General features: G+C 52.3%; 23 protein-coding genes. 8 read left to right on the top strand and 15 right to left on the bottom strand.

The window, feature by feature from the left end; all coding sequences use genetic code 11:
* Positions 1-81 precede the first annotated feature (81 nt).
* From RC73_RS18335 to RC73_RS18355, 5 genes are all read right to left on the bottom strand, one after another.
* Positions 82-1,017, bottom strand: a complete 936-nt coding sequence (locus RC73_RS18335; protein WP_039036001.1) for a Dyp-type peroxidase — start codon at positions 1,015-1,017, stop codon at positions 82-84.
* Positions 1,018-1,115: 98 nt separating this feature from the next.
* Positions 1,116-2,759 carry a gamma-glutamyltransferase gene (ggt, locus tag RC73_RS18340; protein ID WP_226685229.1) on the bottom strand — a complete coding sequence of 548 codons (1,644 nt, stop codon included), beginning with the start codon at positions 2,757-2,759 and terminating at the stop codon, positions 1,116-1,118.
* 272 nt (positions 2,760-3,031) lie between these two features.
* Positions 3,032-4,075 (bottom strand): ABC transporter ATP-binding protein, encoded by a 1,044-nt coding sequence (locus tag RC73_RS18345; protein WP_200888004.1) that lies wholly within the window; start codon positions 4,073-4,075, stop codon positions 3,032-3,034.
* Positions 4,072-5,703 (bottom strand): ABC transporter permease, encoded by a 1,632-nt coding sequence (locus tag RC73_RS18350; RefSeq protein WP_039036003.1) that lies wholly within the window; start codon positions 5,701-5,703, stop codon positions 4,072-4,074. Before RC73_RS18350 ends, RC73_RS18345 begins: the two co-directional genes overlap by 4 nt.
* 39 nt (positions 5,704-5,742) lie before the next feature.
* Positions 5,743-6,705, bottom strand: coding sequence for a Fe(3+) ABC transporter substrate-binding protein (locus tag RC73_RS18355; RefSeq protein ID WP_052248285.1), 963 nt, complete (start codon positions 6,703-6,705; stop codon positions 5,743-5,745).
* Between the two features lie 267 nt (positions 6,706-6,972).
* Here RC73_RS18355 and RC73_RS18360 point away from each other — a divergent pair, with 267 nt between their 5' ends.
* Positions 6,973-7,428, top strand: a complete 456-nt coding sequence (locus tag RC73_RS18360; RefSeq protein WP_052248282.1) for a hypothetical protein — start codon at positions 6,973-6,975, stop codon at positions 7,426-7,428.
* On the opposite strand, the gene RC73_RS18365 is transcribed toward RC73_RS18360, so the two are convergent.
* The 3 genes from RC73_RS18365 to RC73_RS18375 all read right to left on the bottom strand — a co-directional run bounded on the left by RC73_RS18365 (position 7,390) and on the right by RC73_RS18375 (position 9,435).
* Positions 7,390-7,980 (bottom strand): glutathione S-transferase N-terminal domain-containing protein, encoded by a 591-nt coding sequence (locus RC73_RS18365; protein WP_039036004.1) that lies wholly within the window; start codon positions 7,978-7,980, stop codon positions 7,390-7,392. The two genes, RC73_RS18360 and RC73_RS18365, sit on opposite strands and share 39 nt — an antisense overlap.
* A 13-nt stretch (positions 7,981-7,993) precedes the next feature.
* The gene (locus RC73_RS18370; protein ID WP_039036005.1) at positions 7,994-8,743 is read right to left on the bottom strand and encodes a ferredoxin--NADP reductase; all 750 of its coding nucleotides are present in this window, start codon (positions 8,741-8,743) and stop codon (positions 7,994-7,996) included.
* A gap of 113 nt (positions 8,744-8,856) precedes the next feature.
* A complete protein-coding gene (locus RC73_RS18375) occupies positions 8,857-9,435 on the bottom strand; it encodes a DUF5610 domain-containing protein (protein ID WP_039036006.1) in 579 nt (192 codons plus the stop codon).
* A 136-nt stretch (positions 9,436-9,571) separates the two neighbouring features.
* On the opposite strand from RC73_RS18375, the gene RC73_RS18380 reads away from it, so the two are divergent.
* From RC73_RS18380 to RC73_RS18390, 3 genes are all read left to right on the top strand, one after another.
* Positions 9,572-10,078 carry a phosphoglycerate mutase family protein gene (locus RC73_RS18380; RefSeq protein ID WP_039036007.1) on the top strand — a complete coding sequence of 169 codons (507 nt, stop codon included), beginning with the start codon at positions 9,572-9,574 and terminating at the stop codon, positions 10,076-10,078.
* Positions 10,079-10,087: 9 nt separating this feature from the next.
* On the top strand, positions 10,088-11,578 hold the full coding sequence (locus RC73_RS18385; protein ID WP_039036008.1) for an FMN-binding glutamate synthase family protein: 1,491 nt from the start codon (positions 10,088-10,090) through the stop codon (positions 11,576-11,578).
* Between the two features lie 116 nt (positions 11,579-11,694).
* Entirely contained in the window at positions 11,695-11,907 is a 213-nt protein-coding gene (locus RC73_RS18390) for a hypothetical protein (RefSeq protein WP_202932803.1), read from the top strand.
* 13 nt (positions 11,908-11,920) lie between these two features.
* Here the strand turns inward: RC73_RS18390 and RC73_RS18395 are convergent, their stop codons facing one another.
* Together RC73_RS18395 and RC73_RS18400 are read right to left on the bottom strand one after the other, a co-directional pair.
* Positions 11,921-12,190 (bottom strand): hypothetical protein, encoded by a 270-nt coding sequence (locus tag RC73_RS18395; protein ID WP_039036010.1) that lies wholly within the window; start codon positions 12,188-12,190, stop codon positions 11,921-11,923.
* 61 nt (positions 12,191-12,251) lie between these two features.
* Positions 12,252-14,057 carry an ABCB family ABC transporter ATP-binding protein/permease gene (locus RC73_RS18400; protein WP_039036011.1) on the bottom strand — a complete coding sequence of 602 codons (1,806 nt, stop codon included), beginning with the start codon at positions 14,055-14,057 and terminating at the stop codon, positions 12,252-12,254.
* 316 nt (positions 14,058-14,373) lie between these two features.
* On the opposite strand from RC73_RS18400, the gene RC73_RS20970 reads away from it, so the two are divergent.
* Complete coding sequence (locus RC73_RS20970; RefSeq protein WP_096142315.1) at positions 14,374-14,547, top strand: hypothetical protein; 174 nt, start codon at positions 14,374-14,376, stop codon at positions 14,545-14,547.
* Between the two features lie 38 nt (positions 14,548-14,585).
* Here the strand turns inward: RC73_RS20970 and aroG are convergent, their stop codons facing one another.
* Entirely contained in the window at positions 14,586-15,641 is a 1,056-nt protein-coding gene (gene aroG / locus RC73_RS18405; RefSeq protein ID WP_039036012.1) for a 3-deoxy-7-phosphoheptulonate synthase AroG, read from the bottom strand.
* Between the two features lie 524 nt (positions 15,642-16,165).
* Here aroG and RC73_RS18410 point away from each other — a divergent pair.
* Positions 16,166-17,023, top strand: coding sequence for a hypothetical protein (locus RC73_RS18410; RefSeq protein WP_039036013.1), 858 nt, complete (start codon positions 16,166-16,168; stop codon positions 17,021-17,023).
* 10 nt (positions 17,024-17,033) lie between these two features.
* Positions 17,034-18,323 (top strand): DUF4785 domain-containing protein, encoded by a 1,290-nt coding sequence (locus RC73_RS18415; protein ID WP_052248283.1) that lies wholly within the window; start codon positions 17,034-17,036, stop codon positions 18,321-18,323.
* A 194-nt stretch (positions 18,324-18,517) separates the two neighbouring features.
* On the opposite strand, the gene RC73_RS18420 is transcribed toward RC73_RS18415, so the two are convergent.
* The 4 genes from RC73_RS18420 to glnK form a co-directional block, all read right to left on the bottom strand.
* Positions 18,518-19,747 carry a hypothetical protein gene (locus tag RC73_RS18420; protein WP_082014377.1) on the bottom strand — a complete coding sequence of 410 codons (1,230 nt, stop codon included), beginning with the start codon at positions 19,745-19,747 and terminating at the stop codon, positions 18,518-18,520.
* 91 nt (positions 19,748-19,838) lie between these two features.
* Positions 19,839-20,210: a hypothetical protein gene (locus tag RC73_RS18425; RefSeq protein ID WP_229800126.1), complete on the bottom strand. Its 372-nt coding sequence runs from the start codon at positions 20,208-20,210 to the stop codon at positions 19,839-19,841.
* Positions 20,211-20,479: 269 nt separating this feature from the next.
* Positions 20,480-21,730 (bottom strand): ammonium transporter, encoded by a 1,251-nt coding sequence (locus tag RC73_RS18430; RefSeq protein ID WP_039036014.1) that lies wholly within the window; start codon positions 21,728-21,730, stop codon positions 20,480-20,482.
* Positions 21,731-21,740: 10 nt separating this feature from the next.
* The gene (gene glnK / locus RC73_RS18435; protein ID WP_025011521.1) at positions 21,741-22,079 is read right to left on the bottom strand and encodes a P-II family nitrogen regulator; all 339 of its coding nucleotides are present in this window, start codon (positions 22,077-22,079) and stop codon (positions 21,741-21,743) included.
* 301 nt (positions 22,080-22,380) lie between these two features.
* Here glnK and RC73_RS18440 point away from each other — a divergent pair, with 301 nt between their 5' ends.
* Positions 22,381-22,923, top strand: a complete 543-nt coding sequence (locus tag RC73_RS18440; protein ID WP_039036015.1) for a hydrolase — start codon at positions 22,381-22,383, stop codon at positions 22,921-22,923.
* Positions 22,924-23,031: the final 108 nt, after the last annotated feature.

A 23,031-nucleotide genomic window follows, 5' to 3' on the forward strand; every position in this document is an offset into this window, starting at 1 on the left:
TATCCTGTTAATCACAAGGCAGCTCCGCTTAAGTGAACTACGTTGCCCTCAATGAGGGGCGTTTTTGTCGCTATCGCGTTATTAATCATCAAACTGGATCATAAAATCCAGAGATGGGGCAAAGAAAGAGGAACCTGTTACCGCCTGAGTAAAGTGCATCAGGTGATCATGGTGTCCTTCTCCGTCACCGAAAACCATACTGTGAAGCATCTTTTCGAAATGGCTTGGTGTCTTACAAGTAGAGATAAACATCAATCCCTGTTGTTTGACTGAACCATAAGGCATGCTCTGACGCAGGATCTCCATCGACTCACCATTGTCATACTTGAGATTTACCCGCTTGATATGCGCCGTCAGCGGTTTGTCTTCCGAGGCGTACTCTATGTTGTCCTGCTTGGTGCGGCCTATGATGTCTTCCTGCTTTTTCTGCGGCAGTCTGTGCCACTTACTCAAATTGTGGACATATTTCTGTACATGAATGTAGCTACCGCCGCGAAATGCATCGTCTTCATCCCCTACCAGGGCCACAGCTTGACGACCTCTGCCCTTGGGGTTTTCTGTGCCATCGACAAAACCGGTCAGATCGCGGCTGTCCATAAAGCGGAACCCGCGCTCCTCCTCTTCCAGCTCGGCCAGGCCTTCCAGCATTTCGTTGACCTCATTGGCCACCAGATGAAGAATATCCAGGCGATCACAACGCAGGTGAATAAAGATATCGAACTCTATCGCCGGCGCATCCCGGTTACCCGACTCCATCGCGGGGAATGGCTTGAGTTCAGCCGGTCTGCTTCCCGGATAGAGGTGATCCCAAAAGTTGGCACCAATCGCCACAAAGGCATTAAAGGCACTGTCGGCATACTGATCTGCCAGCTCATACAAATACTGGGCGACATTGGCCAGGCAAGGGCGCAGTTGTGACTCCCCGCCTTCGTTGGCATTGAACATCAGATAAACACTGTGCAGATTTCCCTCTGCGCAGATCCCCAGCTGTTCCCGTGGCATAACCTGTGTATCCATTTGCAATCTACCCTTTCAGATTAATTCATCTTCGGCCTTATTATCCGCAACTTGAGCATTAATTTGAATTAGCTCACGCACGTTTTTGCCGATTACTTTCAATAACCTGATGCCTGCCCGTCTTTACGGGACTCGGACGCTCCCCGATAAACGCCACTTTCAACATTGACGCCTATGGCCTGATAACCACCGAAAGCCCCGAGAGAATCACTTAAAGTATGCCCCTTTTTCATCAGCTCACGGCGGGTTTCCATGGAAAAGCCCGACTCGAGGCTGATATAACCGCCATCTGTCATCTGCTCGCCGGTCGGTTGGCTGGAACCTGTATGCAATATTCTCGGAGCATCGCCCGCCTCCTGCAGGTTGAGGCCAAAATCAATCAGATTAATCATGATCTGGGCATGCATCTGGGGTTGGGTGGCTCCCCCCATGACACCAAAGCTGAGCCAGGGCTTGCCATCTTTGGTGACAAAGGCCGGAATTATGGTATGAAACGGTCTTTTACCCGGTGCATAGGAATTGGCACGCCCGGGAGTGAGATCAAACAGTTGGCCTCTGTCCTGAAGCACAAATCCCAAATCCGGAGGCGTCATGCCTGAGCCCATGCCACGATAATTGCTCTGGATGAGGGACACCATATTGCCTTCTTTATCGGCGGTAGTGAGATAGATGGTATCACCGTGTAAAAGATTGGGATTACCCGGCTCAACACTGGCGGCGGCTTTGTCAGCATCGATAAGCTTGGCTCTGGCGTAGTTGTATTCTTTGGAGATAAGTGACGCTACCGGCACTTTGGCAAAGTCCATGTCAGCGTAGAACTTGGCTCGGTCGGCAAACGCCAGCTTTTTTGCTTCCACGAAATGATGCACATATTCGGCGCTGTCCAGCCCCATGGCCTTGAGATTAAATGGCTCCAGGGTTTTAAGGATCTGCAGTGCCGCTATCCCCTGGCCGTTGGGGGGCAGCTCCCAGATATCATAGCCCCGATAATTAACCGATACAGGTTCAACCCACTCACTCTTGTGAGAAGCGAGATCTTCATAGGAAAGATAACCGCCCTGTTGTTGCATATAGGCGGCAATACTGCGGGCTATCTCTCCTTTGTAAAAGACGTCCCGGCCCCCCTTGGCAATTTTTTCATAGCTGTTGGCCAAAGCCGGATTTCGAAACAATTCACCGACGGCCGGCATGCGGCCGCCTGGCATATAGGTTTCTTTAAACCCCGGGTATTTGGCCAGCTTGTCACCGCTTCGCGCCAGATAGAAGGCGATGAGCTCGGAAACCGGAAATCCTTCACGGGCATAATGAATAGCCGGCGCCAGGTTATCCTTCATGGGCAATTTGCCGAACTTGTCATGCAGTTCATACCAGCCATCCACGGCACCGGGCACGGATACGGGCAAAGGTCCATAAGGCGGCAGATGCTCAAGCCCTTTGGCCTTGAGCATCTCCAACGTCAGAGAAGCCGGACTGCGGCCAGAGGCATTAAGCCCATAGAGCCGCTGCTCTTTGGCGCTCCAGACAATGGCAAAAAGATCGCCGCCTATGCCAGAACCAGTAGGCTCCACCAACCCCAGCATGGCATTGGCGGCAATCGCGGCATCCACGGCGCTGCCACCTTGTTTGAGAATATCGACCGCCACCTGAGTCGCCAGTGGTTGGCTGGTTGCCGCCATACCATTAACCGCATAGACTTCAGAGCGGCTCGCAAAGGCCGCGCCCGTGATTCTATCCATCGCCATGCTTCCCGTGCTGCAGCAAACAGCCAAACTCCCGATGACGCCGAGTAACAGCTGACGACATGAGCTGTTGCTGATATTCCGTATCCCTTGTGCGTCCTGCATTTTATTATTGCTGTGGTTATGCATCTCGCCTCCGCTCTCATCCCGGAGCGGCGCATGGGCGAGTCCGGGGTTCAGTGAATACCTATGGTGAATTCAATCAAACCGATTGTTTGGTATAACACAGAGACAAACAAATTATCACCCACAGCAAACTTATGAAACAATTGTTATTAACAGTCGTTACCGAACAACACCAGCGGATGTTCCAGTGTCGACAGCCTGACTCTCTGCCCTGGAGAAAACTGTACCTGATGACTACGAACCTCGAGAGTGACGCCCTCTTGCTGCACATCATAATGGCAAACATTGCCCAGAAAACGCCGCTCGGTAACCACGGCCAGCCCCTGTTCGTCGGGTTGTAACTCCAACTGCTGTGGCCGCAGCAACAACTCACCCTGCCAGTTCAGTGGCAAACCATGGGGCAAAGAGCTCTTAAGGCGGCCGATTTGAGTATCGACACAGTGCTCGCAGCTGACCTTGGCCATAAGATAATTACCACTGCCGAGAAAGTCCGCCACATAGCGATTGACCGGGTTGGCATAGAGAGTTTCGGCACAGCCTTGCTGCACTATTTTTCCATCTTCAAACAGCGCCAGGGTATCGGCAAAAACAAAGGCCTCATCCTTACTGTGGGTCACAAATACGGCGCTGACGTTACGGCTCTTGAGGATCGCGCGAATCTCCAGCATCAGCTCGCCGCGTACCTGGGCGTCTATATTGGAGAAGGGTTCATCCAACAACAGCAGTTCAGGTTCATAGGCAAGCGCCCTGGCAATCGACACCCTCTGTTGTTGACCGCCGGACAACTCGTGGGGATACCGTTCACCAAGCCCCGGGAGCTTGACCAAATCCAACATCTCCTCGAGCCGGCTCAGGCGCTGCGCCTTGTTCAACCCCTTGACACCAAAGAGGATATTCTGCGCGACCGTCAAGTGGGGAAACAGGGCATAGTCCTGAAAGATCATCCCCACGCCACGCTCCTCTCCCGGAACCTGCAGCTTATCCGTGGTTACTGCACGGCCGCTGATATGAATTTCACCGGCGGAGACCGGCTGCAGTCCGGCAATGGCTCTGAGCAGAGTCGTTTTACCACAACCACTGGGTCCGAGCAGGGCGGCAATTTCACCGGCTTGCAAAGTAATGCTCAGCCCTTTGAGCACCTGCAAGGCGCCATAATGGCTATGGAGTTGCTTGACACTCAGGGTCGACATCAGTTGTTTTGCTCCAGCGAACGGTTGAGATAAATCAAGGGCACCAGCCCCACCAACACAATAACAATAGCCGCCAACGCCCCCTGCTCCAACTGCTCATCGGAGACGTATTGGAACACTTGGGTAGCCAGGTTGTGAAACCCGACAGGGCTTAGCAACAAGGCAGCCGGCAACTCTTTCATCGCCTCGATAAATACCAGCAGCAGAGCGGCAAAAATACCGCTGCGCAGCAGTGGCAGATGGATTAATGCCAGTACTTTACCCGGTGTCTTGCCCAGGCTGATGGCCGCCATGTCAAGAGAAGGCGACAGCCGTTTGTAACTGCTCTCTATGCTGCCGATGGCGATGGCGGCAAAGCGAATACAAAACGCCAGCACCAGGGCGGCGATACTGCCGGTGAACAAGAGCCCCGGGCCTTGACGCTCGAACAGAGCGTAGAGATCATCAATTCTGAAATCGAGCCAGGTCAGCGGAATAAGCACGGCAATCGCCAGCACAGTGCCCGGCAGTGCATAGCCGGTACTGACCAGACGGGATGGCAGCATGTCCCACTTTCGCGGGCTCAGGCGGCGAATGAACACCAAGAGGATAGCCAAAAGCAAACACAATACACTGCTGATGGCGGCAACCGTTAGGCTGTTGAGACTGTACTGCCAAAAGTCACTGTTCCAGCTCTGCTGCCAGTAATCCAAGGCGTAACTGCCGAGAATGACAAATGGCAAAACAAAGGCCAGCAGCAGCAACAGCGAGCAGTAGCCGAGCGCCAACCACTCACGCCAACCTTTAAGCCGGTAAGGCTCCGGCGCCTCAAGCAACAGCTGCTTTTGAAATAATTGTTGTTTACGCCTCGCCATACGCTCCAGCGCAAACAGAGTAAAAACACCAAGCAACATCAATAGCGAAATTTTGGCGGCGGCCGCCAAGTCACCATAGGCTCGCCAGGTATCGTAGACAGCCGTGGTCAGGGTGGATACCGCAAAATAATTGACCGTCGCCAAGTCAGCCATGGTTTCCATGGCCACCAGGGCGACACCGGCCGCCAGCGCCGGGCGCGCCATTGGCAGCGACAAACGCCAGAAACTCTGCCATGGCGAGCAGCCCATTACCTTGGCCGCATGCTGCAAACTTAAGGATTGCTCCAGAAACGCGGTGCGCCCCAAGAGGTAAACGTAAGGGAAGAGCACCAGCGACAACATCACAGTGGCGCCGCCCAGAGTTCGAATATCGGGAAACCAGTAGTCGGTTACCGATTGCCAGCCAAAGCTTGCGCGTAAAAACCGCTGCACAGGCCCGGCATAATCCAGTAAATCGGTATACACATAAGCGACAATATAGGCCGGCATGGCCAGCGGCAACAACAGAGCCCACTGGAACAGGCGCCTGCCGCGAAATTCACAGCGCGCCACCAGCCAGGCAGCAGGCACCGCCAAAAGCAGACTGCCGACACTCACTCCCAACATCAGCCAGAAAGTATTGGCTATGTATGACGGCAACACAGTGGCAAACATCTGCCCAAAGCGGGTTTCACCCGGTTCGAACGCCTGCATGACCAGCGCCAGCAACGGCGCCACCATTAGGCCGCAGACGATAAACCCCGCCCACGACCAGCCTCTGGAGAAGGTCAGGATCACAGCTATTCCCCCATAGCCTTTGCAGAAACGCCTTCAAGCTCAGAGATCAAACTTAACCTCATCGAGCAGTCTCAGCGCCGCCTGATGATGCTCTGCCAACTTGTAGACAGGCAAATCATCGGCTTTAAAGTCTCCCCAAGATGCCACCAACTCTGAGACAGGTACATCAGCCTTGACCGGATATTCCATATTGACCTCGGCATAGCTCTGCTGGGCGGCATCCGAAGACAGATACTCCATCAGTTTGAGAGCATCGGCCGAGTTAGGCGCATGCTTGGCCAGCGCCATACCCGAGACATTGATATGGGCACCACGATTTTCCTGATTCGGGAAGTTGATCACCGCCGCTTCGGCCCATGGCCGCTGTTTGGGATCTTGCAGCATCTTGCCGTAGTAATAACTGTTGCCGATGGCGATATCACACAAACCTTCTTTTACCGCCTGCACCTGCGCCCTATCGTTACCCTGAGGCTTCCGGGCCAAGTTACTCTTCAGTCCCTGAAGCCAACTCTTGGCATCGGCTTCACCGTGGTGGGCTATCATAGAGGCTACCAGCGCTATGTTGTAGGGATGCTTGCCACTACGCATACACACCTTACCCTTGTAACGGGCATCGGCCAGGTCTTCATAGTTGATTGTCAGCGGCCCGAGGCGCTCCTTGCTGGAATAGAGATTACGCACCCTCATAGTCAGGGCGTACCAGTTTCCTTCGGGATCCCGGTATTGGGCCGGAATATTCTGCTTGAGTGTGTCACTTTCCACCTGTTTGACCAACTGCTTGTCCACCAATTCCTGCAAGCGGGAAAAGTCAGACGTCAGCACCAGATCCGCCGGTGATAAGCGTCCTTCACGGGCCAATCTATCGGCAATGCCATCTTTGGCAAACACAAAATTAACCTTCACCCCGGTAGCCTGACTGAAGTCATCCAGAATGGGCTTGACCAAAAACTCCTGACGATAGGAATAAACCGTCACCTCATCGGCGGCAACCACCGGCAACATCAAGCTGGATGCGGCCAACGCACTGCCAAGTATCAGACCTGTCTTGTAGCTCATATTATTCAGTACCTCATGTTGGATGAGTAATTTAATGAGAACTATTTCTAATCAACTTTATTTTCAGCCTAATGCAAAAATTCTGACAAGGGGAATACAGATGAAAACAGACAGAATGGCAGTGGCTGGGAGCAAAGCGATTGGAATCGGCCAAATTGTCGCAAACTAAACTAAACTGAACCTTAAAACTTATACATGGAGAGAGGAAGTATCTTGGATATTTTGGAAATCCTGCTGGCTGTGGTGTCTTTGCTACTGATCTTGTTTCTGTTCCGTCACAGGTTAAGACCTGAAAAGCGTCGTCAGGACAGACCCTCTGCCCCCAAAGAGAAACAATATCACTGTGTCTCCATAGTGTTGGCGCCAAATGCCTGCCAAGCGATAAGAGCGCTTGAAGGCAAGCGTTTTCTGTCAAAGGAGGCGCCCCGGCTCCCCTTGGCGGAATGTGACTGCAGCCAATGCGACTGCAAGTATCAACATCATGAAGACAGAAGAGTTCCCTTCAGCGATCGGCGACTGGACTATGGCATGAGCCGTGACCTCTATGGCGTCTTCGGTGAAACCAATCGTAGAACCCACCCCAAGGGCAGGCGTTACTCGGACTTGGCCAAACCGCAAATCACCGAGAAATCACCCAGGACGAGTATCTCGGAAACTCTGCCTGATTGATGCCGATTCCAGCCAGTATGCCAAGGCCGGTGCCACTTTACGCCAGTCGAGATCCGGATGACGAAAATCAAGGTATTCGAGTAGCACCAACAGCAGTACCTGTCTGGCATCGAGTGGGCCGCTCGCAATAATTCCCTGACGCTCCACCTCCATTAAGGCTCTGAGCAGGGCCTGCTCGAAACGGCCGCTCCAGAAAGATGAACGAACCCCCTCCTCTTCACGCATCTGTTCCTGCCTTAAGCCAACGGCGCTATCCAGCGCGCCTTTGAGCAGCGAGAACTGGCACTCATAAGCCCAGTTTCCGGGTGGTCCAAAGAAACAATTCTGGCCGAATTTGTCGTCCAGAAAGCGAGCTATGACTTCGCTGTCGAACAGTGCGGCGCCATCATCCAAAAGCAGACAGGGAATTTTCCCCAAAGGGTTAACCGACAGTAACTCGTCACTGTTATCGAAAGGATTGACCAGCTTTTCATCCAACGCCAAACCCAGCTCGCGGGCAATGACCCTGACCACGCGGGCATAAGGCGAAGCTGTAGAGTAATAGAGCTGCATCCAGACTCTCCTGTTACCAGTATTTTTCGACTGTTATCTGTCCTGGGGCCCGGCGCAGGTTTTTGGCCAAGCCTTTATCGATAAGTGCCGCCGTAGCCCCCTGGATCATCCCGGGATTACCACAAAGCATCAATTGCGAGTCCTTTGCACTTATGTTCAGCCCGACCTTGGCCTCTATCTCACCACTTTGCAGGCCATCCGGGATGCGACAACGCAGCGCACCATCAAAATCTTCACGAGTGACACAGGGCACAAACACAAATTGCTCGGGATAGGCCTGTTGATAGCCGCGGATCTTATCGAGATAGGCAAGATCCTGCGCTTCTCTTACCCCGTAAACCAGAACCACCTTATCAAACCGCTGCCAAGGCTCAGGAGTATCCAACATGGAAAGAAACGGCCCCACAGCCGTACCTGTTGCCAAAAACCACAGGTGACGCCCCTGTAATTCTCCTTTTGGGATCTCATCCAAAGTCATAAAGCCGGTGGCTTTGTCTGTCACGCTAATACTGTCACCCGGCTGCAAAGATTGCAGATCCGGTGACAACTGGCCTTGATCTACCGCCACCGCCAGTATTTCAAGATAGTCAGTCCCAGGGGCATTCACCAGCGAATAGGCCCGGGCGATACGTTTATCATCCCGCAGCTGACTGAGCTTGATAAACTGGCCGGCAATAAACGGTGCTATCTCGGCGGCAATCCTCAGGCTGAATAACTTGCTGTTCCAATCGATACGCTCAATGACCCGACCTTCAGTCCACATAGCTTCTCCTTAGGTAACACAAGACGATTATTGCAGCATAACCCCATATTCAACCAACAAAAACCCCTCATAGTGAGGGGGTTATCTGCAGGTAAGATTTCGCATGATCTCGATTATTCCTGCTCTGTGCTAAAGCTATCTCTGAATGCCTGCAACCCTTGCTGTACCAGAGCGTAAGTTTCATCCACCCCAGTCTTGATTTCGCCTTCCAGCACCTTGAGCCCGGAGAGGATATCCGTCGCCTCTTTAAAGCCCTGATCTATGGCGCCGCCGATAACGTCCATAAAACCGGACAGCTGACTGTCAAAGTCCATGCTGGAATTTTGCTGCTGGTAGACACTGAAGAACTGAGTCGCAAAGCTAACAATTCTGTCGGCCGTGGCCTCGGGAGAAGTATCTATCTGCTGCTCCTGCACCTGCTGCAGGGCATTTTCACCCATGTAGGGTGCCAGTTCTTCATTGATGGCCTCAATCGCGGCGCGATACAAGAGACTCATGGGTTCGTTGCCACTATTGAGACTTACCTCCTCCTGCGCCGCCAGAATAGCGTTATTCATCAACTGCTGACTGACATGGCGGATGCTCTTGCTACTGGCGACTTCAGATACCGCCTTGCCATGATTACCATCCAGTTGTTGGGTCTTATCCTTGGCCACCTCAGAGACCTGAGCGCCATGATTGCGGATTTCCATCTTGGTTTCCTCGTATGAAAAGCGTGTCCCAGGTTAATTATCGACCAATTCAGCAATTAGTTTAGTGATTGTTTACCCAGGCCGATACTCGGGCTATGATCCCACATGTTATTTAAGTATTTGATAGAAAATAAAAATGGTAAGAATTTTTCTACTGCTTTGTCTTTCAGTGCTTTTTGGTTTGCCGTCCCAGGCCGCCAACACTAATCAAACCATATTCCTGGTTAGGCACGCGGAAAAAGCTCAGGGAAGCGATCCCGGGCTGACAGCCGCCGGTAAGGCGCGAGCCGAGGCTCTGGCAGCGGCACTACAGGACACCCAACTGCAAAGGCTGATGTCGAGTGAGTTTCGCCGAACTCAGGAAACCCTGGGACCAATTGCAACAGCCAAACAACTCAGGATTGAGGTGTTTCCAGCCAAAGGCGGCTTGGAGGTTCACATCAATGCCATAGCTGATGCGGTCAAAGCCAGCCAAGGCAATGTGCTGATCGCCGGCCATAGCAATACGATTCCGGCCATCATCAAGGCACTCGGTGGCCCCCTTGTTAGTTTGGATGAGCAGCAATACGATCAACTTTTTATTCTCACCTTGGCAGAACAGGGGCCCACGGGCCTGGTAACCAGCCACTTTGGCAGTCAATAAGGATAGAAGATGCGCGAGCAAAACTGGTTTATGTGGGGCCTGGAACTCTTTTCCGGCCTGTTTTTGATAGTCGTCGGCTTAGGACTCTTGGTAATCACTTATATGTATATCGCCGATGTGATGCAAACCAAGCAGGCGGTGCGGCATAACTACCCTGTTGTCGGACGATTCCGATATTTCTTCGAGAAAATGGGCGAATTCTTCCGCCAGTACTTTTTCGCTCTCGATCGGGAAGAACTCCCCTTCAATCGTGCCGAGCGTAGTTGGGTCTACCGAGCGGCGAAAAATGTCGACCGCACCATAGCCTTCGGCTCCACCAGGCCACTGGAAGCCAACGGCAGCATACTGTTTATGAACACCGCCTTCCCCACACTGGATCAAGACGTTGTACCGCCAACACCTGTGATTATTGGCCCTGACTGCGAACATCCCTTTGCCACCAGCGCCATTTGCCATATTTCCGCCATGAGTTTCGGCGCTCTTTCTCGCCCAGCTGTTACCGCCCTTTCCCATGGGGCAGCCCAGGCAGGATGCTGGCTCAACACTGGCGAAGGCGGCCTCAGCGCCCACCACCTCAAGGGAAACTGCGATCTGGTATTCCAGATAGGCACTGCCAAATATGGCGTTCGCAACGCTGAAGGGCACCTGGATGATGACAAGCTCAGGGAAGTGGCCGCTCACTCTCAGGTGAAAATGTTCGAAATCAAACTCAGTCAGGGAGCCAAGCCAGGCAAGGGGGGAATTCTTCCCGGGGTAAAGGTAACCGAAGAGATAGCCGCGATTAGAGGGATCCCAGCAGGAGAGGATTCCATCAGTCCCAACGGCCATATCGAGTTTCATCATGTCGGCGATATTCTCGACATGATAGCCAGAGTCAGACAGGTGACAGGCAAACCCACAGGGATCAAAGCGGTCTTGGGTGATACTCACTGGTTGGAAGATTTTCTGGAAGAGATTAACCAACGCGGTCATGACTCGGCTCCCGATTTCTTCACCCTCGACAGCGCCGATGGCGGAACGGGCGCAGCGCCGCAAACCTTGATGGACTATGTTGGCCTACCGCTGAAAGAGAGCTTGCCACTGTTGGTCGATCAACTGCGGCGGCATGGACTGAAGCAAAGGATCAAGGTGATAGCCTCAGGCAAACTTATCACGCCCTCCAGAGTCGCCTGGGCGCTGGCGCTGGGGGCGGATTTCACCGCCTCAGCGAGAGGGAATATGTTCGCGCTGGGATGTATTCAAGCGCTGCAGTGCAACAAGGATACCTGCCCCACCGGGATAACCACCCATAACAAGAAACTGCAACAAGGATTGGATCCCAGGGATAAATCCACCCGAGTCGCCAACTACAACAAGGCATTGCACCATGATCTGGGGATGCTGGCCCACTCCTGCGGGGTTACTGACCCAAGACAACTCAAACCACGCCACGTCAGAATCGTTACCCAAAGTGGCCTGTCGGTATCTTTGGATAAATACTACGCTCACTTCGATCAATGAGGTATTGTCACTGTCAGCGAAGCGTAATAATGGTTAGATTGTGCGTTGCATCACAAAAGTGGTAAGATCTTGCGCCTAATCAAGACTTGCCACTTCCAGAGGATTTTGAAGTGAAAATGACATTTGTCAGTCAGGTCCCCAAGCCGGAAACGAGCAAAACTGCATCGCTCAGCTGCAAGAATTGCAGCCGTTTAATTGAGATTGAGGGAGAGATGCTCTGTTATCGCGGCGGTAAAATAACTGAACTGACACCGCTAAATGAAGCGAAAAATAGTTTCAACCTACTGTGCGACGGCTGGCAAGCCGACCGCAACCAAACCAAGAAATAGCATCAACTCAGGCTCAGCTACGCACTTCCCCTTGCGACTGAGCCTGCTTTCTTGACTCACTGATAATTCCTTCCAACGCCTCATTAAAGGGTTCTGCAGATACCATAGACAGAGTCAGGCCGCGGGTGGATACTCTCAGCCCGGCACGTAACTCGGTATGTAATTGATTGAGGGCAACATCATCCATACCTCGGGCCTTAAGCTCATCCGCCAGACAATTCCAATCTGTACGGACTTTGTCCTGCATTCCTTCAATATTGACCTGCAATACAATGTTTTCCATCTGTGCTGCCCCCATGGCTGACGCGACTTTGGACTTTCGAGTATGCGGCAGCAAGACTGAATCAATGCTGAACTTGCACCGACTCATCTGACTGTTTTGTGTGCTGGATCCGCCATAAACGCGCGTAATATCCATCGGCGGCCAGCAGGCTGTCATGGCATCCGGATTCAACCAACTGGCCTTGGTGCAACACTAAGATTTTATCGGCATCCACCACTGTCGATAGCCTGTGGGCAATCACCAAGCTGGTATGACCCTTGGCAACTTCGTCGAGCGCCTTGAGAATTGCCCGCTCGGAGCGGCTGTCCAGTGATGAGGTGGCCTCATCGAAGATCAGTATCGGCGAGCGCTTCAATATCGCCCTGGCAATTGCCACTCGCTGCTTTTCACCGCCAGAGAGTTTCATGCCTCTCTCACCCACCTTGGTCTGGGCCTGCTGCGGTAATGCCTCAACAAACTGCTTAAGGTGGGCCAACTCTATCGCCTGCCAGATTTCGGCGTCCGAAGCATCGGGGCGGCCATAGCGAATATTCTCAAACAGAGTATCGTTAAACAGCACAGTATCCTGAGGTACTATGGCAATGGCTCGGCGCAGTGCATCTTGGGTCATATCGCGAATATCGATACCATCGACCCGAATCGCTCCTTGGCTGACATCGTAAAAGCGGAACAACAAGCGCACCAACGTCGATTTACCGGCGCCGCTTTCACCCACGACAGCCACCTTCTGCCCGGGCTCTATCTCAAAACTCACGCCCTTGAGTATCTCCCTGTCACCATAGCCAAAGCCAACCGAGTCAAAACTGATTAGGCCCTCTGTCGGCACGATATCCTTGGCCGCTGGGTTGTCTTTTACCAGCGGAGTCTTATCCAGCAGCGAGAACATCCTCTCTATATTGGCCAAAGCCCCCCGAATTTCACGATACACAAAACCCAGGAAGTTGAGCGGCATAAAGAGTTGCATCATAAAGGCGTTGATCAATACAAAGTCACCCACAGTCATCTGTCCACGGGTCACTTCAAAGGCCGCCAGCCCCAGCATTAAAGTCATGGCGACAGCAATAATGGTGGCCTGACCGGCATTGAGGGCGAACAACGACAGACGATTCTTGCGCTTGGCCACTTCCCAGTCTGCCAACGCCTTGTCATACTCATTCGCCTCATAGGCTTCATTGTTGAAGTATTTGACGGTTTCATAGTTAAGCAGGCTATCGATAGCGCGGGTGTTGGATACCGAGTCGGCCTTCGCCGCCTCACGGACATAAGAGGTACGCCACTCAGTCGTCACAACAGAAAACAAACCGTAGGCCAGCACGGAACAGAAGGTTATCAGCGCAAACCAGATACCATAATTCCACAGTAAAATGGCCACCACCATCAGGATTTCCAACAAGGTGGGTACTATGTTGAACACCATAAAACGCATCAGAAAACTGATGCCGCTGGTGCCGCGCTCTATGTCCCGCGATAATCCGCCGGTGCGCCTGTCGAGGTGAAAACCGAGATCCAGCCGGTGCAGATGTTCAAAGACCTGCAATCCCAGGCGTCGTATCGCCCTCTCGGTCACTCGGCCAAAGAGGGTATCCCTGATCTCCCCGGTGAGCGCATTGACTAATCTCAAGCTGCCATAAGCCAAAACCAGCGCTATAGGCACGGCCAACAGCTGCGCCGTTTGGGCGCTCCCCAAGTCATCAACCAAATGCTTCAACAGGAAAGGCAAACCGACACTGGCGAGTTTTCCCACAACAAGACACAGCAGCGCCAGGATAATCCGGCCCTTGTATTCCAACAGATAGGGCCAGAGAAGTTTGAGCACTTGCCAGTTGAGCTTATCGACGGGACCTTCAAGGTAAAGAGTTGGACGCATACATCTTGCCAGGAGAAAAGAGTGTTCCGAGTGTAGCAGTGAGTGGGGCCCAAGTCTGCGATCTGTTTGGCTGACCGCCCGGAAATAATCATCAGAAGCAGCACTTTAGAATGACAAAAATAACATTTAACCTAGACTAAATGGCTAGCAACGGAATTTTTATCGCCAAAATTCCTCCAAAGAGCGGAAAGATGGTTATGCATGAAAAAAGAATTTGCTACTCTTTCCTGCTAAGTACGGGCGGCAACGAGTGTTCAAAAATGTCAAACAAACCGGTCCGCACCGATTTTTTACTGTATCTGTTGAAGGAAATCTTATGTTGGATTCAAAAGTTCAATACCCGCCCCTGCCACTGATCCAAACCTGGGTATGGATGATGATCGAATCAGGCAACCCCGAGATCCAGGAAAAAGGCCGTAACAATCTGATAGCTTCCTTTGGCAGCCTGGCCAAGGCCAACGAATACCTGGCACAGCAAGCCCAAAAGTAAAGGCGCCAATGGCGCCTTTAACCCTATAATATTGACGCTCAACCCTGACGGCGCTTCAGCACGCTGTCATTGAGCATTGACAGCAGTTTCTCTGTATCATCCCAACCGATACAGGCGTCGGTAATACTTTGCCCATAACAGAGAGGATGCCCGGGATTAAGATCCTGACGCCCTTCCACCAGATGACTCTCCACCATCACTCCGAAAATCGCCTGCTGTTTAGCGGCAATCTGGCCGCAGACATCTTCAGCCACCAACATCTGACGCCGGAAGTCTTTACTGGAATTGGCATGACTGAAGTCAATCATCACCTTAGGTTTCAGGCCAACCTTCTCAAGCTGAGAACATATCCGGTTCACATGAGCTGAGCTGTAGTTAGGTTCGCGTCCACCACGCAGAATGATATGGCAGTCATCATTACCCTTGGTTGACACAATTGCCGAATGACCAAACTTAGTCACCGACAGAAAATGGTGGGGCGCGCTAGCGGCCCCAATGGCATCTATCGCCACCTTGATGGTGCCATCTGTGCCGTTTTTGAATCCCACAGGACAAGACAGGCCCGATGCCAACTCGCGGTGAACCTGAGACTCTGTGGTACGGGCGCCGATGGCGCCCCAACACATGAGGTCGGCCATATATTGCGGGGTAATCATATCGAGAAACTCACCCGCAGTCGGTACCTGGCTGTCATTCAATTCCAGCAGCAGTTTGCGGGCCGTTCTCAGGCCGTCGTTGAGCTTGAAGCTGTTATCCATGTAGGGATCGTTAATCAGCCCCTTCCAGCCCACTGTCGTTCTGGGTTTCTCGAAATAGACCCGCATCACCACTTCCAACTGATCCTGATAGGCCGTTCTGAGTTTGGCCAAACGCGCACCATATTCCAGCGCGGCCTCAGGGTCGTGAATAGAGCATGGGCCTATCACCACCAGCAGGCGATCGTCCTGTCCATGCAGGATTTTGTGAATATTCTTCCTGGCTTTAAAGACGGTGGATGAGGCGCGTTCGGTTGCCGGAAATCGTTCCAGAATGGCTATCGGTGGCAGTAACTCTTTAACTTCATTAATCCGTACATCATCATTCTGGTAATACATAAACGTCACACAGCTCCGGCTATTGATAAGAATCTCTTGTTTTGAATAACAGTTTCAATCTATCCGCTATATTCAACCAATGCAATTAACTTATATGGATTTCTCTGCAATTCATGTTATTTCTTATTTTTTGTATGATAATCCCTGCCTTCCAATGAGAAATTCCCTAAACACAGCCTTGTTGATAAACAAACCACCAACACCACCTTTCAATCAAGGATTAGCCCTTATCGCTACAAGCTCTCACATGGTTTGAATCAAACCCTATTGAATTCCTATTTATAGGCAAGTAACTCATTTATAGAGTGCGCTCAAAAGTGGCTCCCACCTCTCATGACCAACAGTTATATTTAACTAAAAAATCAATAAATTCCTACATATACAACTACCCATTCCAATTGGCTTAACCTAGCCAATATTTCAGTAATTGACTTGCCGCAAGCAAACATTACAACTAACTTGATTAGCGGATAAGCATATTTATCCATTCACAAAATAATGATAATCAACAAGAGAAATGCGACATGAAAATATCCACCACCCTGATGATGTTGGGTCTTTGTAGTGTCTGCTCCCTGAGTCATGGCGCCACCGGCGTCGCCTTTGTCCATGGAACAGGAAAACAAACCGATGCCCTGAACGATTACTGGACCCGCGAGTTTGTCGATTCAGTTCGTCAAGGTATCAGCACCCCGAGTAACTATCAGGTCATCAACTGTGACTTCGAGCAATATATGTGGGATGAGGCCGCTGCCGGCTGTTTGGTCGATCAGCTGCTGAGCTTTATCAACGCCCGCAATCTGGATCAACTGATCCTTATCACCCACTCCAATGGCGGCAACATAGTGCGCTGGGTCTTGTCCAATCCCACCTGGGATGGACGTTATCCAGCTGTGATCAACAGCATCAGCCGAGTGATAGCGCTGGCGCCTTCCAGTGCCGGTACCCCACTGGCCGATGCCGTCACTCAAGGCAATGTGTTTGAAACCAGTCTCGGCTGGCTGCTCGGTTACGACAGTGACGCCGTCAAACAGCAGCAAGTGGGTTGGATGGCGCAATACAACAGTCAATGGCTATACGGCACAGCCAGGCGTCCTTCTCTGGGTAAGCCTTTTGAAGCTGTTGTCGGCTCAGACGTGGAGTCGGCAGTTTGGGACAGCGACAGCTATTGCGGCGGTTATCAGTACCAGGTCGGGTTGGAGACCACCCAAAACTGGTTGGATAACTGCTCCGACGGTTTTCTTGAGTGCAGCTCCCAGAGTGCCGCCGGCAGTGTCTGGTTTACCGATAAGCAGAAAACCCGTGACAGAGAACCTTTGAGTCACCATCAAAGCCGCCGGGCCTGTTTTAATCTCGACACCCTTCTGCGCAATCATATCTGAGGACGTAAGTATGAAGATGCATATCAGCAAGACACCGCTGCTGGCAGCGATACTCCTGAGCCTCGCGGGTTGCCAGGATGATGCCAAGGTAGCACAGAACCAGCAGCCCAAAAACCTGACCTTGGCCATGGCTCCGCCCCAGGCAAGCGATATCAAGGCTTCAGAAGAGCTGGATACAGGGCAATTGCCGCCCTTGAATACCTCCAGGGAAGATGTCAGCTTTGTCAGGGCGCTGTCAGGGGAGTATCAAGCCCAGCTGCCGGACAAAACCGCCAGTGCCAGCAGTGATGAATACTGGTTGATGGTTACAGGCGCCGAGCTTAACCAAGGCATAGAGCTGCCATTAACCCAAGGCAGCAGCGTTATCCGTCTGGCTCCTCGCTGGGATAAAAGCAGCGGCGCCCCGACGGCCCCCAAGAGCATTGCTCCGGACGCAGTTCAACTCAGCTCAGCCGCAGGCAAAACTGAGAACAAACGCCTTATCCGCCGCGCCGTAGACTCTGAGTCTCTGGCCAGCGCCGGAATGGATGATGACTCCAGTGCCCTGTTGCTGAGCTCAGATATCAAGCCCGGCCTCTATCGCCTGCAGGTCGCCGCAGCGCTGACCGCCACTGACAACTATCTGGTTAATGTCAAAGAGAAAGGCTCTGCCTATCATCTCAAGTTAAGCACCCCATCATCACTCGAGGCCAACACCCATCTCGAGTTGGAGCTGGCGCTTGAAAACGATAAGACCCTGGGTTCACCTCGTTTGGCCACTGCCCGGCTGCAGCAAGTAAGCGGCAAGCAAACCCCACTGCAACTCAGCCAAAGTGGCAACGGCTGGCGACTGCAAAATGAGCAGCTGCCCATGCCCTCAAGCAATGCGGGGTTCAGTGAATTGGTAGTCGATATTGAGACCCAGGTGGATAACACCTTGGTACGACGTACAGTCAAGACCGCCTTCAAGCAGTTCTATCCATCGGCGCGGCTGGCACCCGAAATCAAAGTTGGTTGGCAAAATGGTCTGCCAAGCGCCCTCAACTTTACGCTGGAGCTGGCCCAAAGTGGTCGTTTTGGGGTGTCGGCAATACTGACAGGGACCAATGCCCAAGGTCGGGAAATCGCCATACTTCAGAGTGAGACAGCGGCCTGGCTGACACAAGAGCAAAACAGTCTGCAGTTGCCTCTAAACCTTGAGCTAATCCAAAATTCGGGCTTAAAGCCGCCCTATGGTGTCAGGGCAGTTGAGCTCAAGGATATGGGGCAGATGGCGCGCTTGAGTTACCGCGACAAGGCGCTGAGTTTCGATGCCCTTTAAGGCCAGCTTTCAGGCAGAGAGAAACTTATAACCAGAAAGCAACTTATAGCCCAAAGCAACTTATAGCCCAAAAGCAACTTATAACCCAAAAGCAACAAAGCCCGATACAGATGTCAGCATCGGGCTTTTTACCCTACAACTTGGCTTAACCAATTGCGCCTTTATAACCCCGCTCTTTTAGCCAAGCTTTTGAATCAATGCCCTTCCATCGCATGCAACTTGGCCTGATAGCGTTTTTTCTGCTCGCCGTCACCGGCCAGCGCCAACGCCTTTTGCAGATTACTCTTTGCCCGGTCGGAGTCCCCTTTTGCCCAATAGGTTCTGGACAAACCAAAGTAAAACTCGTGACGATAATCCGCCTTCTCAATCGCTCTTCGATACCAACTCAGCGCCTCATCATATTGGCGATCCATGTAGGCTTGTTGCGCCATATCATAGTAGTAATAAGGATTACGGATCCGGGCAAGCTCCAGTACCTTGTGCACTTCGGCCCATTCATCCAGTCTGTCCTGGCTGCTCAGCATGACCGCCAGGTTATAGAGGGTAGTCATGTTTTCCGGCTCAAGCGTCAACGCATAGCGGTAGACCCGCTCGGCCATCTGTTCCATGCCTCTGGCGCGATAGAGCACCGCCAGGCTGTTGAGCGCCGGAATAAACAGACTCTGCTGTTGCAGGCTCTTTTTCAGCAAGCCGTATGCGAGATCCCAATTCTCATTGATCAATGCCTCGGCCGCCGCATTGTTGTAATACATGGCGACCACAGTACTTTGGCTGATCTTATTGACCTTATAGCTGCGCACAGCACGCTCGGGCAGGAAATCCACCAGAATGGAACGCTCGGTAACATGGAAGACCTGATTGCTCTTGGGCGGGTATAACTTGAGGTTGATATGACCATTGACCAGATAAAAGGCGCCTTGGCGATCCCAGACCGGAGGCACTTCCACGTCGCGAAATTCAACCTCTATCCCCAGTTGTTGCGCCATGGCCGCCGTCAGGATCACCAGTGACATGCAGTTTCCAGCCCTGTCATGAAAGGTTTCGGCGGCGGTGCGGGTATAGTTGTCCTGATAGCGAAAGCCGCCCTTGTCGGCATGGATATAGTCAGCCAACCACTCGTGGGCCAACTGCTGATTGGAGATGAGTGCACCGCGGCTATAGGCACCTCTGAGCAACTGCACCGCCTCGGGAGGCAAGGCGAATAACTCGGCGGGCTCGGGGATATTCCCTGCCTCTTTGAATTGGTTATCCTGAAACAGGCTGCCAAGAGCCATCTTGCTTGGCACCGGGGTACTGCTGCAACCGCAAAATAGCAGCAGCAAAACCGCACCAATTAAGCGACTCAAGATGGTAGTGGATAGAGTGCCAAAGAAAGAATGAGTGAGAGAGCCGGAGAAAGCGCTTGAGAAAGTGCCTGAGAACATAAGGCCTCCTGAGTTAAGGCTTCTTTACTGAAAGCTTAAGTCAGACTGGCCACTCCTGCCGCGCCAAAGGGTGACAAAATGTGAATATCCCCTAGTTCAAGCCTTCATTCCCGGGAGCGATAACTTCAGAACCCGGCTTGGGGATCCCTATATATAGCTGCTGTTGCCGGTAAAGATAGGGGCGATAAAAATGGCCATTGCAGGAAAAGTAGCGATAGGGGCGCATGTAAGGAACACATATGGCAGGCAGGCTGCGGAGGATCTCCAGTTGTTGCTGCGAGCGCAGTAGTTCCTGCCACTCATGCTGACGCAGTAATTCATCCCTGACGGCAAAGGCATCGAAGGGCTCACTGGCATCACGAACCACCACTTGACCTGCCTCGGCATTGCCAAGCCACAGCAAGGTAACTAACAAAGCGCCGAAAAAAGTACCGGTCAGCTTCATTACACTGAGAGTCTTCATCGCCATCCCCTTAGGCTCCAGGCTGTTTCTGCTTTCAGTCTGCCCCCAAGAGCGTCTGTCATCAAGCGCCATAGCCGCAAAATACGCTTTTCCTGGCCGACTCCCGCCAAGCCAGGTAACAACAAGGCCGGTAACCCCAAAGCCAGCTCTAACCAAAAGCCACCTCACAAGAGATGGCTTAAAGGTGAAGGAAGCTTGCTTGATCTCTCAAGAACACTCATGGCTTATCAGCTGGCGTTCTTGACTTATCAATTGGCGTTCTTGGCCTCTCAGTTGGCGTTCTTGACAGTTACAAACTCAGGATAGGCATCGATACCACAGTCCGACGCGTCCATACCGTTGTACTCTTCCTCTTCGGTCACCCGGATCCCCATGGTCACTTTCAAGGCGCCCCACACCAGCAATGACGCCAGGAACACCCAGGCAGAGATCACCGCAGCGCCAAACAGCTGCCCTGTCACACTGGCATCGGCATTGGACAGAGGCACCATCATCAAACCGAAGAAACCGGCGACCCCGTGCACCGAGATAGCCCCGACAGGATCGTCTATCTTGATGCGGTCAAAGCCCACAATGGAGAACACCACCAAACCGCCGGCTACCAGGCCTATCACACCCGCCATCGGCAGCGAGGGCGACAAGGGATCGGCCGTGATAGCCACCAAACCAGCCAAAGTACCATTGAGTATCATGGTCAAGTCGGCCTTGCCCCACACCATCTTACAGACGATCAGTGCAGATACCGCGCCGAAGGCCGCTGCCGAGTTGGTGTTGACGAAGACTTTGGCCACAGCGCTGGCATTTTCGGCATCAGATACCAGTAACTGAGAACCACCATTGAAACCAAACCAGCCCATCCAGAGGATAAAAGTCCCCAGGGTTGCCAGCGGCAGGTTGGAACCCGGGATAGGGTTAACCTGGCCATTGGCGCCATATTTACCTTTGCGGGCTCCCAGCAGCAAGACACCGGCCAAGGCCGCGGCCGCACCGGCCATATGCACTATGCCGCTACCGGCAAAGTCGACAAAGCCGGCTTCGGAAAGGAAACCACCGCCCCAGGTCCAGTAACCTTCCACCGGATAGATGACTGCCGTCATTACCAGGCTGAATGCCAGAAAAGCCCACAGGCGCATGCGCTCGGCCACGGCGCCGGAAACAATCGACATGGCAGTGGCCACAAATACCACCTGGAAGAAAAAATCAGACTCCAGCGCATGGTCGGCGTCGGCGGCTTGAGCTCCTATCAAGGTGCTGATGCTCGGCAGCCAGCCACCCTCACCATTGTCCACATACATGATGTTGTAACCCACAATCAGGTAGGTGATACAGGCAATTGAATAGAGACAGATGTTTTTGGTGAGTATCTCTGTGGTATTTTTGGAACGCACCAACCCGGCCTCCAGCATGGCGAAACCCGCCGCCATCCACATCACCAGCGCGCCGGAGATCAGAAAGTAAAAGGTGTCCAGCGCAAAACGCAGCTCTGTGACCGTAGTACCCAATTTGCTCAGTTCTTCCATCTTCTCCCCCTTACAGCGCTTCTGTGTCTGTTTCGCCCGTACGAATACGGATAACCTGTTCCAGATCTGTCACAAAGATCTTGCCGTCACCTATCTTGCCGGTATGAGCGGCATTGGTGATGACCTCCAGCAGGTGCTCAAGATTCTCCGCCTTAGTGGCTATCTCGAGCTTGACCTTGGGCAGAAAGTCCACCTGATACTCGGCTCCCCGATAGAGCTCTGTATGTCCTTTTTGCCGACCAAAACCTTTAACTTCGGTGACCGTCATCCCCTCAATGCCTATGCCCGCAATCGCTTCGCGGACATCATCGAGCTTGAACGGCTTAATGATTGCGCTGACTAATTTCATCCAGACCTCCAGAATCGCCTTGCTGTATTGGTGTTATGCCAAAAGCAATTCAAACATTAGGCCAAAATGTTAATTTTTTGTTTTATAAAGAGTTAGTTTTTACGGACCAGGTTGAGAGCTGCAGATATGCACCAATTAAGTGCAAGCAAGGCTCAGGCGCACAAAAAAAGCGCAATCATCTACGACCTAAGGCCTATTGGCTTAAGCCCTGTCCTGTCGTTAACTGAATGTCCTTAGGTTTACTGAAGCAAAAGCAGGGCTCGTTTACACCTGTCCTAAGGCCAACCAGAAGGAGAACAAGATGTTAAAAGCGGAAGAATGTGTGCTGGTCATAGTGGATGTTCAGGGTAAACTGGCGCAGATAATGGACAAGAGTGAACAGCTGCATCAGCAACTGGCCATGCTGATAGAAGGCACAGCCTTGTTTGATATCCCGGTGCTCTGGCTGGAACAGTTGCCGCAGAAGCTCGGCCCCACTACAGAGTCACTGGCCGCCCTGCTATCCAAAACCACATCGCCGATTGCCAAGCATCACTTCAGTGGCTGGCACTGCCCGGCGTTCCGTGAGGCACTGTTGAGCGCGGGCCGCAAACAGGTACTGCTGGCCGGGATAGAGACACATGTCTGTGTCTATCAAACCTGTGGTGATCTTATCGAGCAGGGTTTCGATGTGCACTTGATAGCCGATGCCGTCAGCTCCCGCAGTGAAAGCAACAAACGCTTGGGAATAGAGATGATGAAGCAGCAGGGAGCCAGGCTCAACAACAGCGAATCTTTACTGTTTGAACTGCAACATCAGGCAGAAGGTGAACGCTTCAAGGCTCTGCTTAAGCTGATCAAATAGGTCTGTAATCCCTCACGGGCTACCACTGATTTCTTGTAAGATAAAAAAATCCCCGCGGTGCGTAATGCCGTTCACTTAGTGTGAACGGCATTTTTCTTAGGCTTAATG

Origin of the sequence: Shewanella sp. ECSMB14102 (assembly GCF_000813075.1) — a bacterium.
GTDB lineage: Bacteria > Pseudomonadota > Gammaproteobacteria > Enterobacterales > Shewanellaceae > Shewanella > Shewanella indica.

Coding starts and splice junctions, on each gene's coding strand:
- RC73_RS18335 (WP_039036001.1), bottom strand. CDS start 1,017: ATGGATACACAGGTTATGCCACGGGAACAGCTGGGGATCTGCGCAGAG.
- ggt (WP_226685229.1), bottom strand. CDS start 2,759: ATGGCGATGGATAGAATCACGGGCGCGGCCTTTGCGAGCCGCTCTGAA.
- RC73_RS18355 (WP_052248285.1), bottom strand. CDS start 6,705: ATGTTGCCGGTGGTTGCCGCCGATGAGGTGACGGTTTATTCCTATCGT.
- RC73_RS18365 (WP_039036004.1), bottom strand. CDS start 7,980: ATGCAGCTCTATTACTCTACAGCTTCGCCTTATGCCCGCGTGGTCAGG.
- RC73_RS18370 (WP_039036005.1), bottom strand. CDS start 8,743: ATGTGGACTGAAGGTCGGGTCATTGAGCGTATCGATTGGAACAGCAAG.
- RC73_RS18375 (WP_039036006.1), bottom strand. CDS start 9,435: ATGGAAATCCGCAATCATGGCGCTCAGGTCTCTGAGGTGGCCAAGGAT.
- RC73_RS18380 (WP_039036007.1), top strand. CDS start 9,572: ATGGTAAGAATTTTTCTACTGCTTTGTCTTTCAGTGCTTTTTGGTTTG.
- RC73_RS18385 (WP_039036008.1), top strand. CDS start 10,088: ATGCGCGAGCAAAACTGGTTTATGTGGGGCCTGGAACTCTTTTCCGGC.
- RC73_RS18390 (WP_202932803.1), top strand. CDS start 11,695: ATGACATTTGTCAGTCAGGTCCCCAAGCCGGAAACGAGCAAAACTGCA.
- RC73_RS18395 (WP_039036010.1), bottom strand. CDS start 12,190: ATGGAAAACATTGTATTGCAGGTCAATATTGAAGGAATGCAGGACAAA.
- RC73_RS18400 (WP_039036011.1), bottom strand. CDS start 14,057: ATGCGTCCAACTCTTTACCTTGAAGGTCCCGTCGATAAGCTCAACTGG.
- RC73_RS20970 (WP_096142315.1), top strand. CDS start 14,374: ATGTTGGATTCAAAAGTTCAATACCCGCCCCTGCCACTGATCCAAACC.
- aroG (WP_039036012.1), bottom strand. CDS start 15,641: ATGTATTACCAGAATGATGATGTACGGATTAATGAAGTTAAAGAGTTA.
- RC73_RS18410 (WP_039036013.1), top strand. CDS start 16,166: ATGAAAATATCCACCACCCTGATGATGTTGGGTCTTTGTAGTGTCTGC.
- RC73_RS18415 (WP_052248283.1), top strand. CDS start 17,034: ATGAAGATGCATATCAGCAAGACACCGCTGCTGGCAGCGATACTCCTG.
- RC73_RS18420 (WP_082014377.1), bottom strand. CDS start 19,747: ATGTTCTCAGGCACTTTCTCAAGCGCTTTCTCCGGCTCTCTCACTCAT.
- RC73_RS18425 (WP_229800126.1), bottom strand. CDS start 20,210: ATGAAGACTCTCAGTGTAATGAAGCTGACCGGTACTTTTTTCGGCGCT.
- RC73_RS18430 (WP_039036014.1), bottom strand. CDS start 21,730: ATGGAAGAACTGAGCAAATTGGGTACTACGGTCACAGAGCTGCGTTTT.
- glnK (WP_025011521.1), bottom strand. CDS start 22,079: ATGAAATTAGTCAGCGCAATCATTAAGCCGTTCAAGCTCGATGATGTC.
- RC73_RS18440 (WP_039036015.1), top strand. CDS start 22,381: ATGTTAAAAGCGGAAGAATGTGTGCTGGTCATAGTGGATGTTCAGGGT.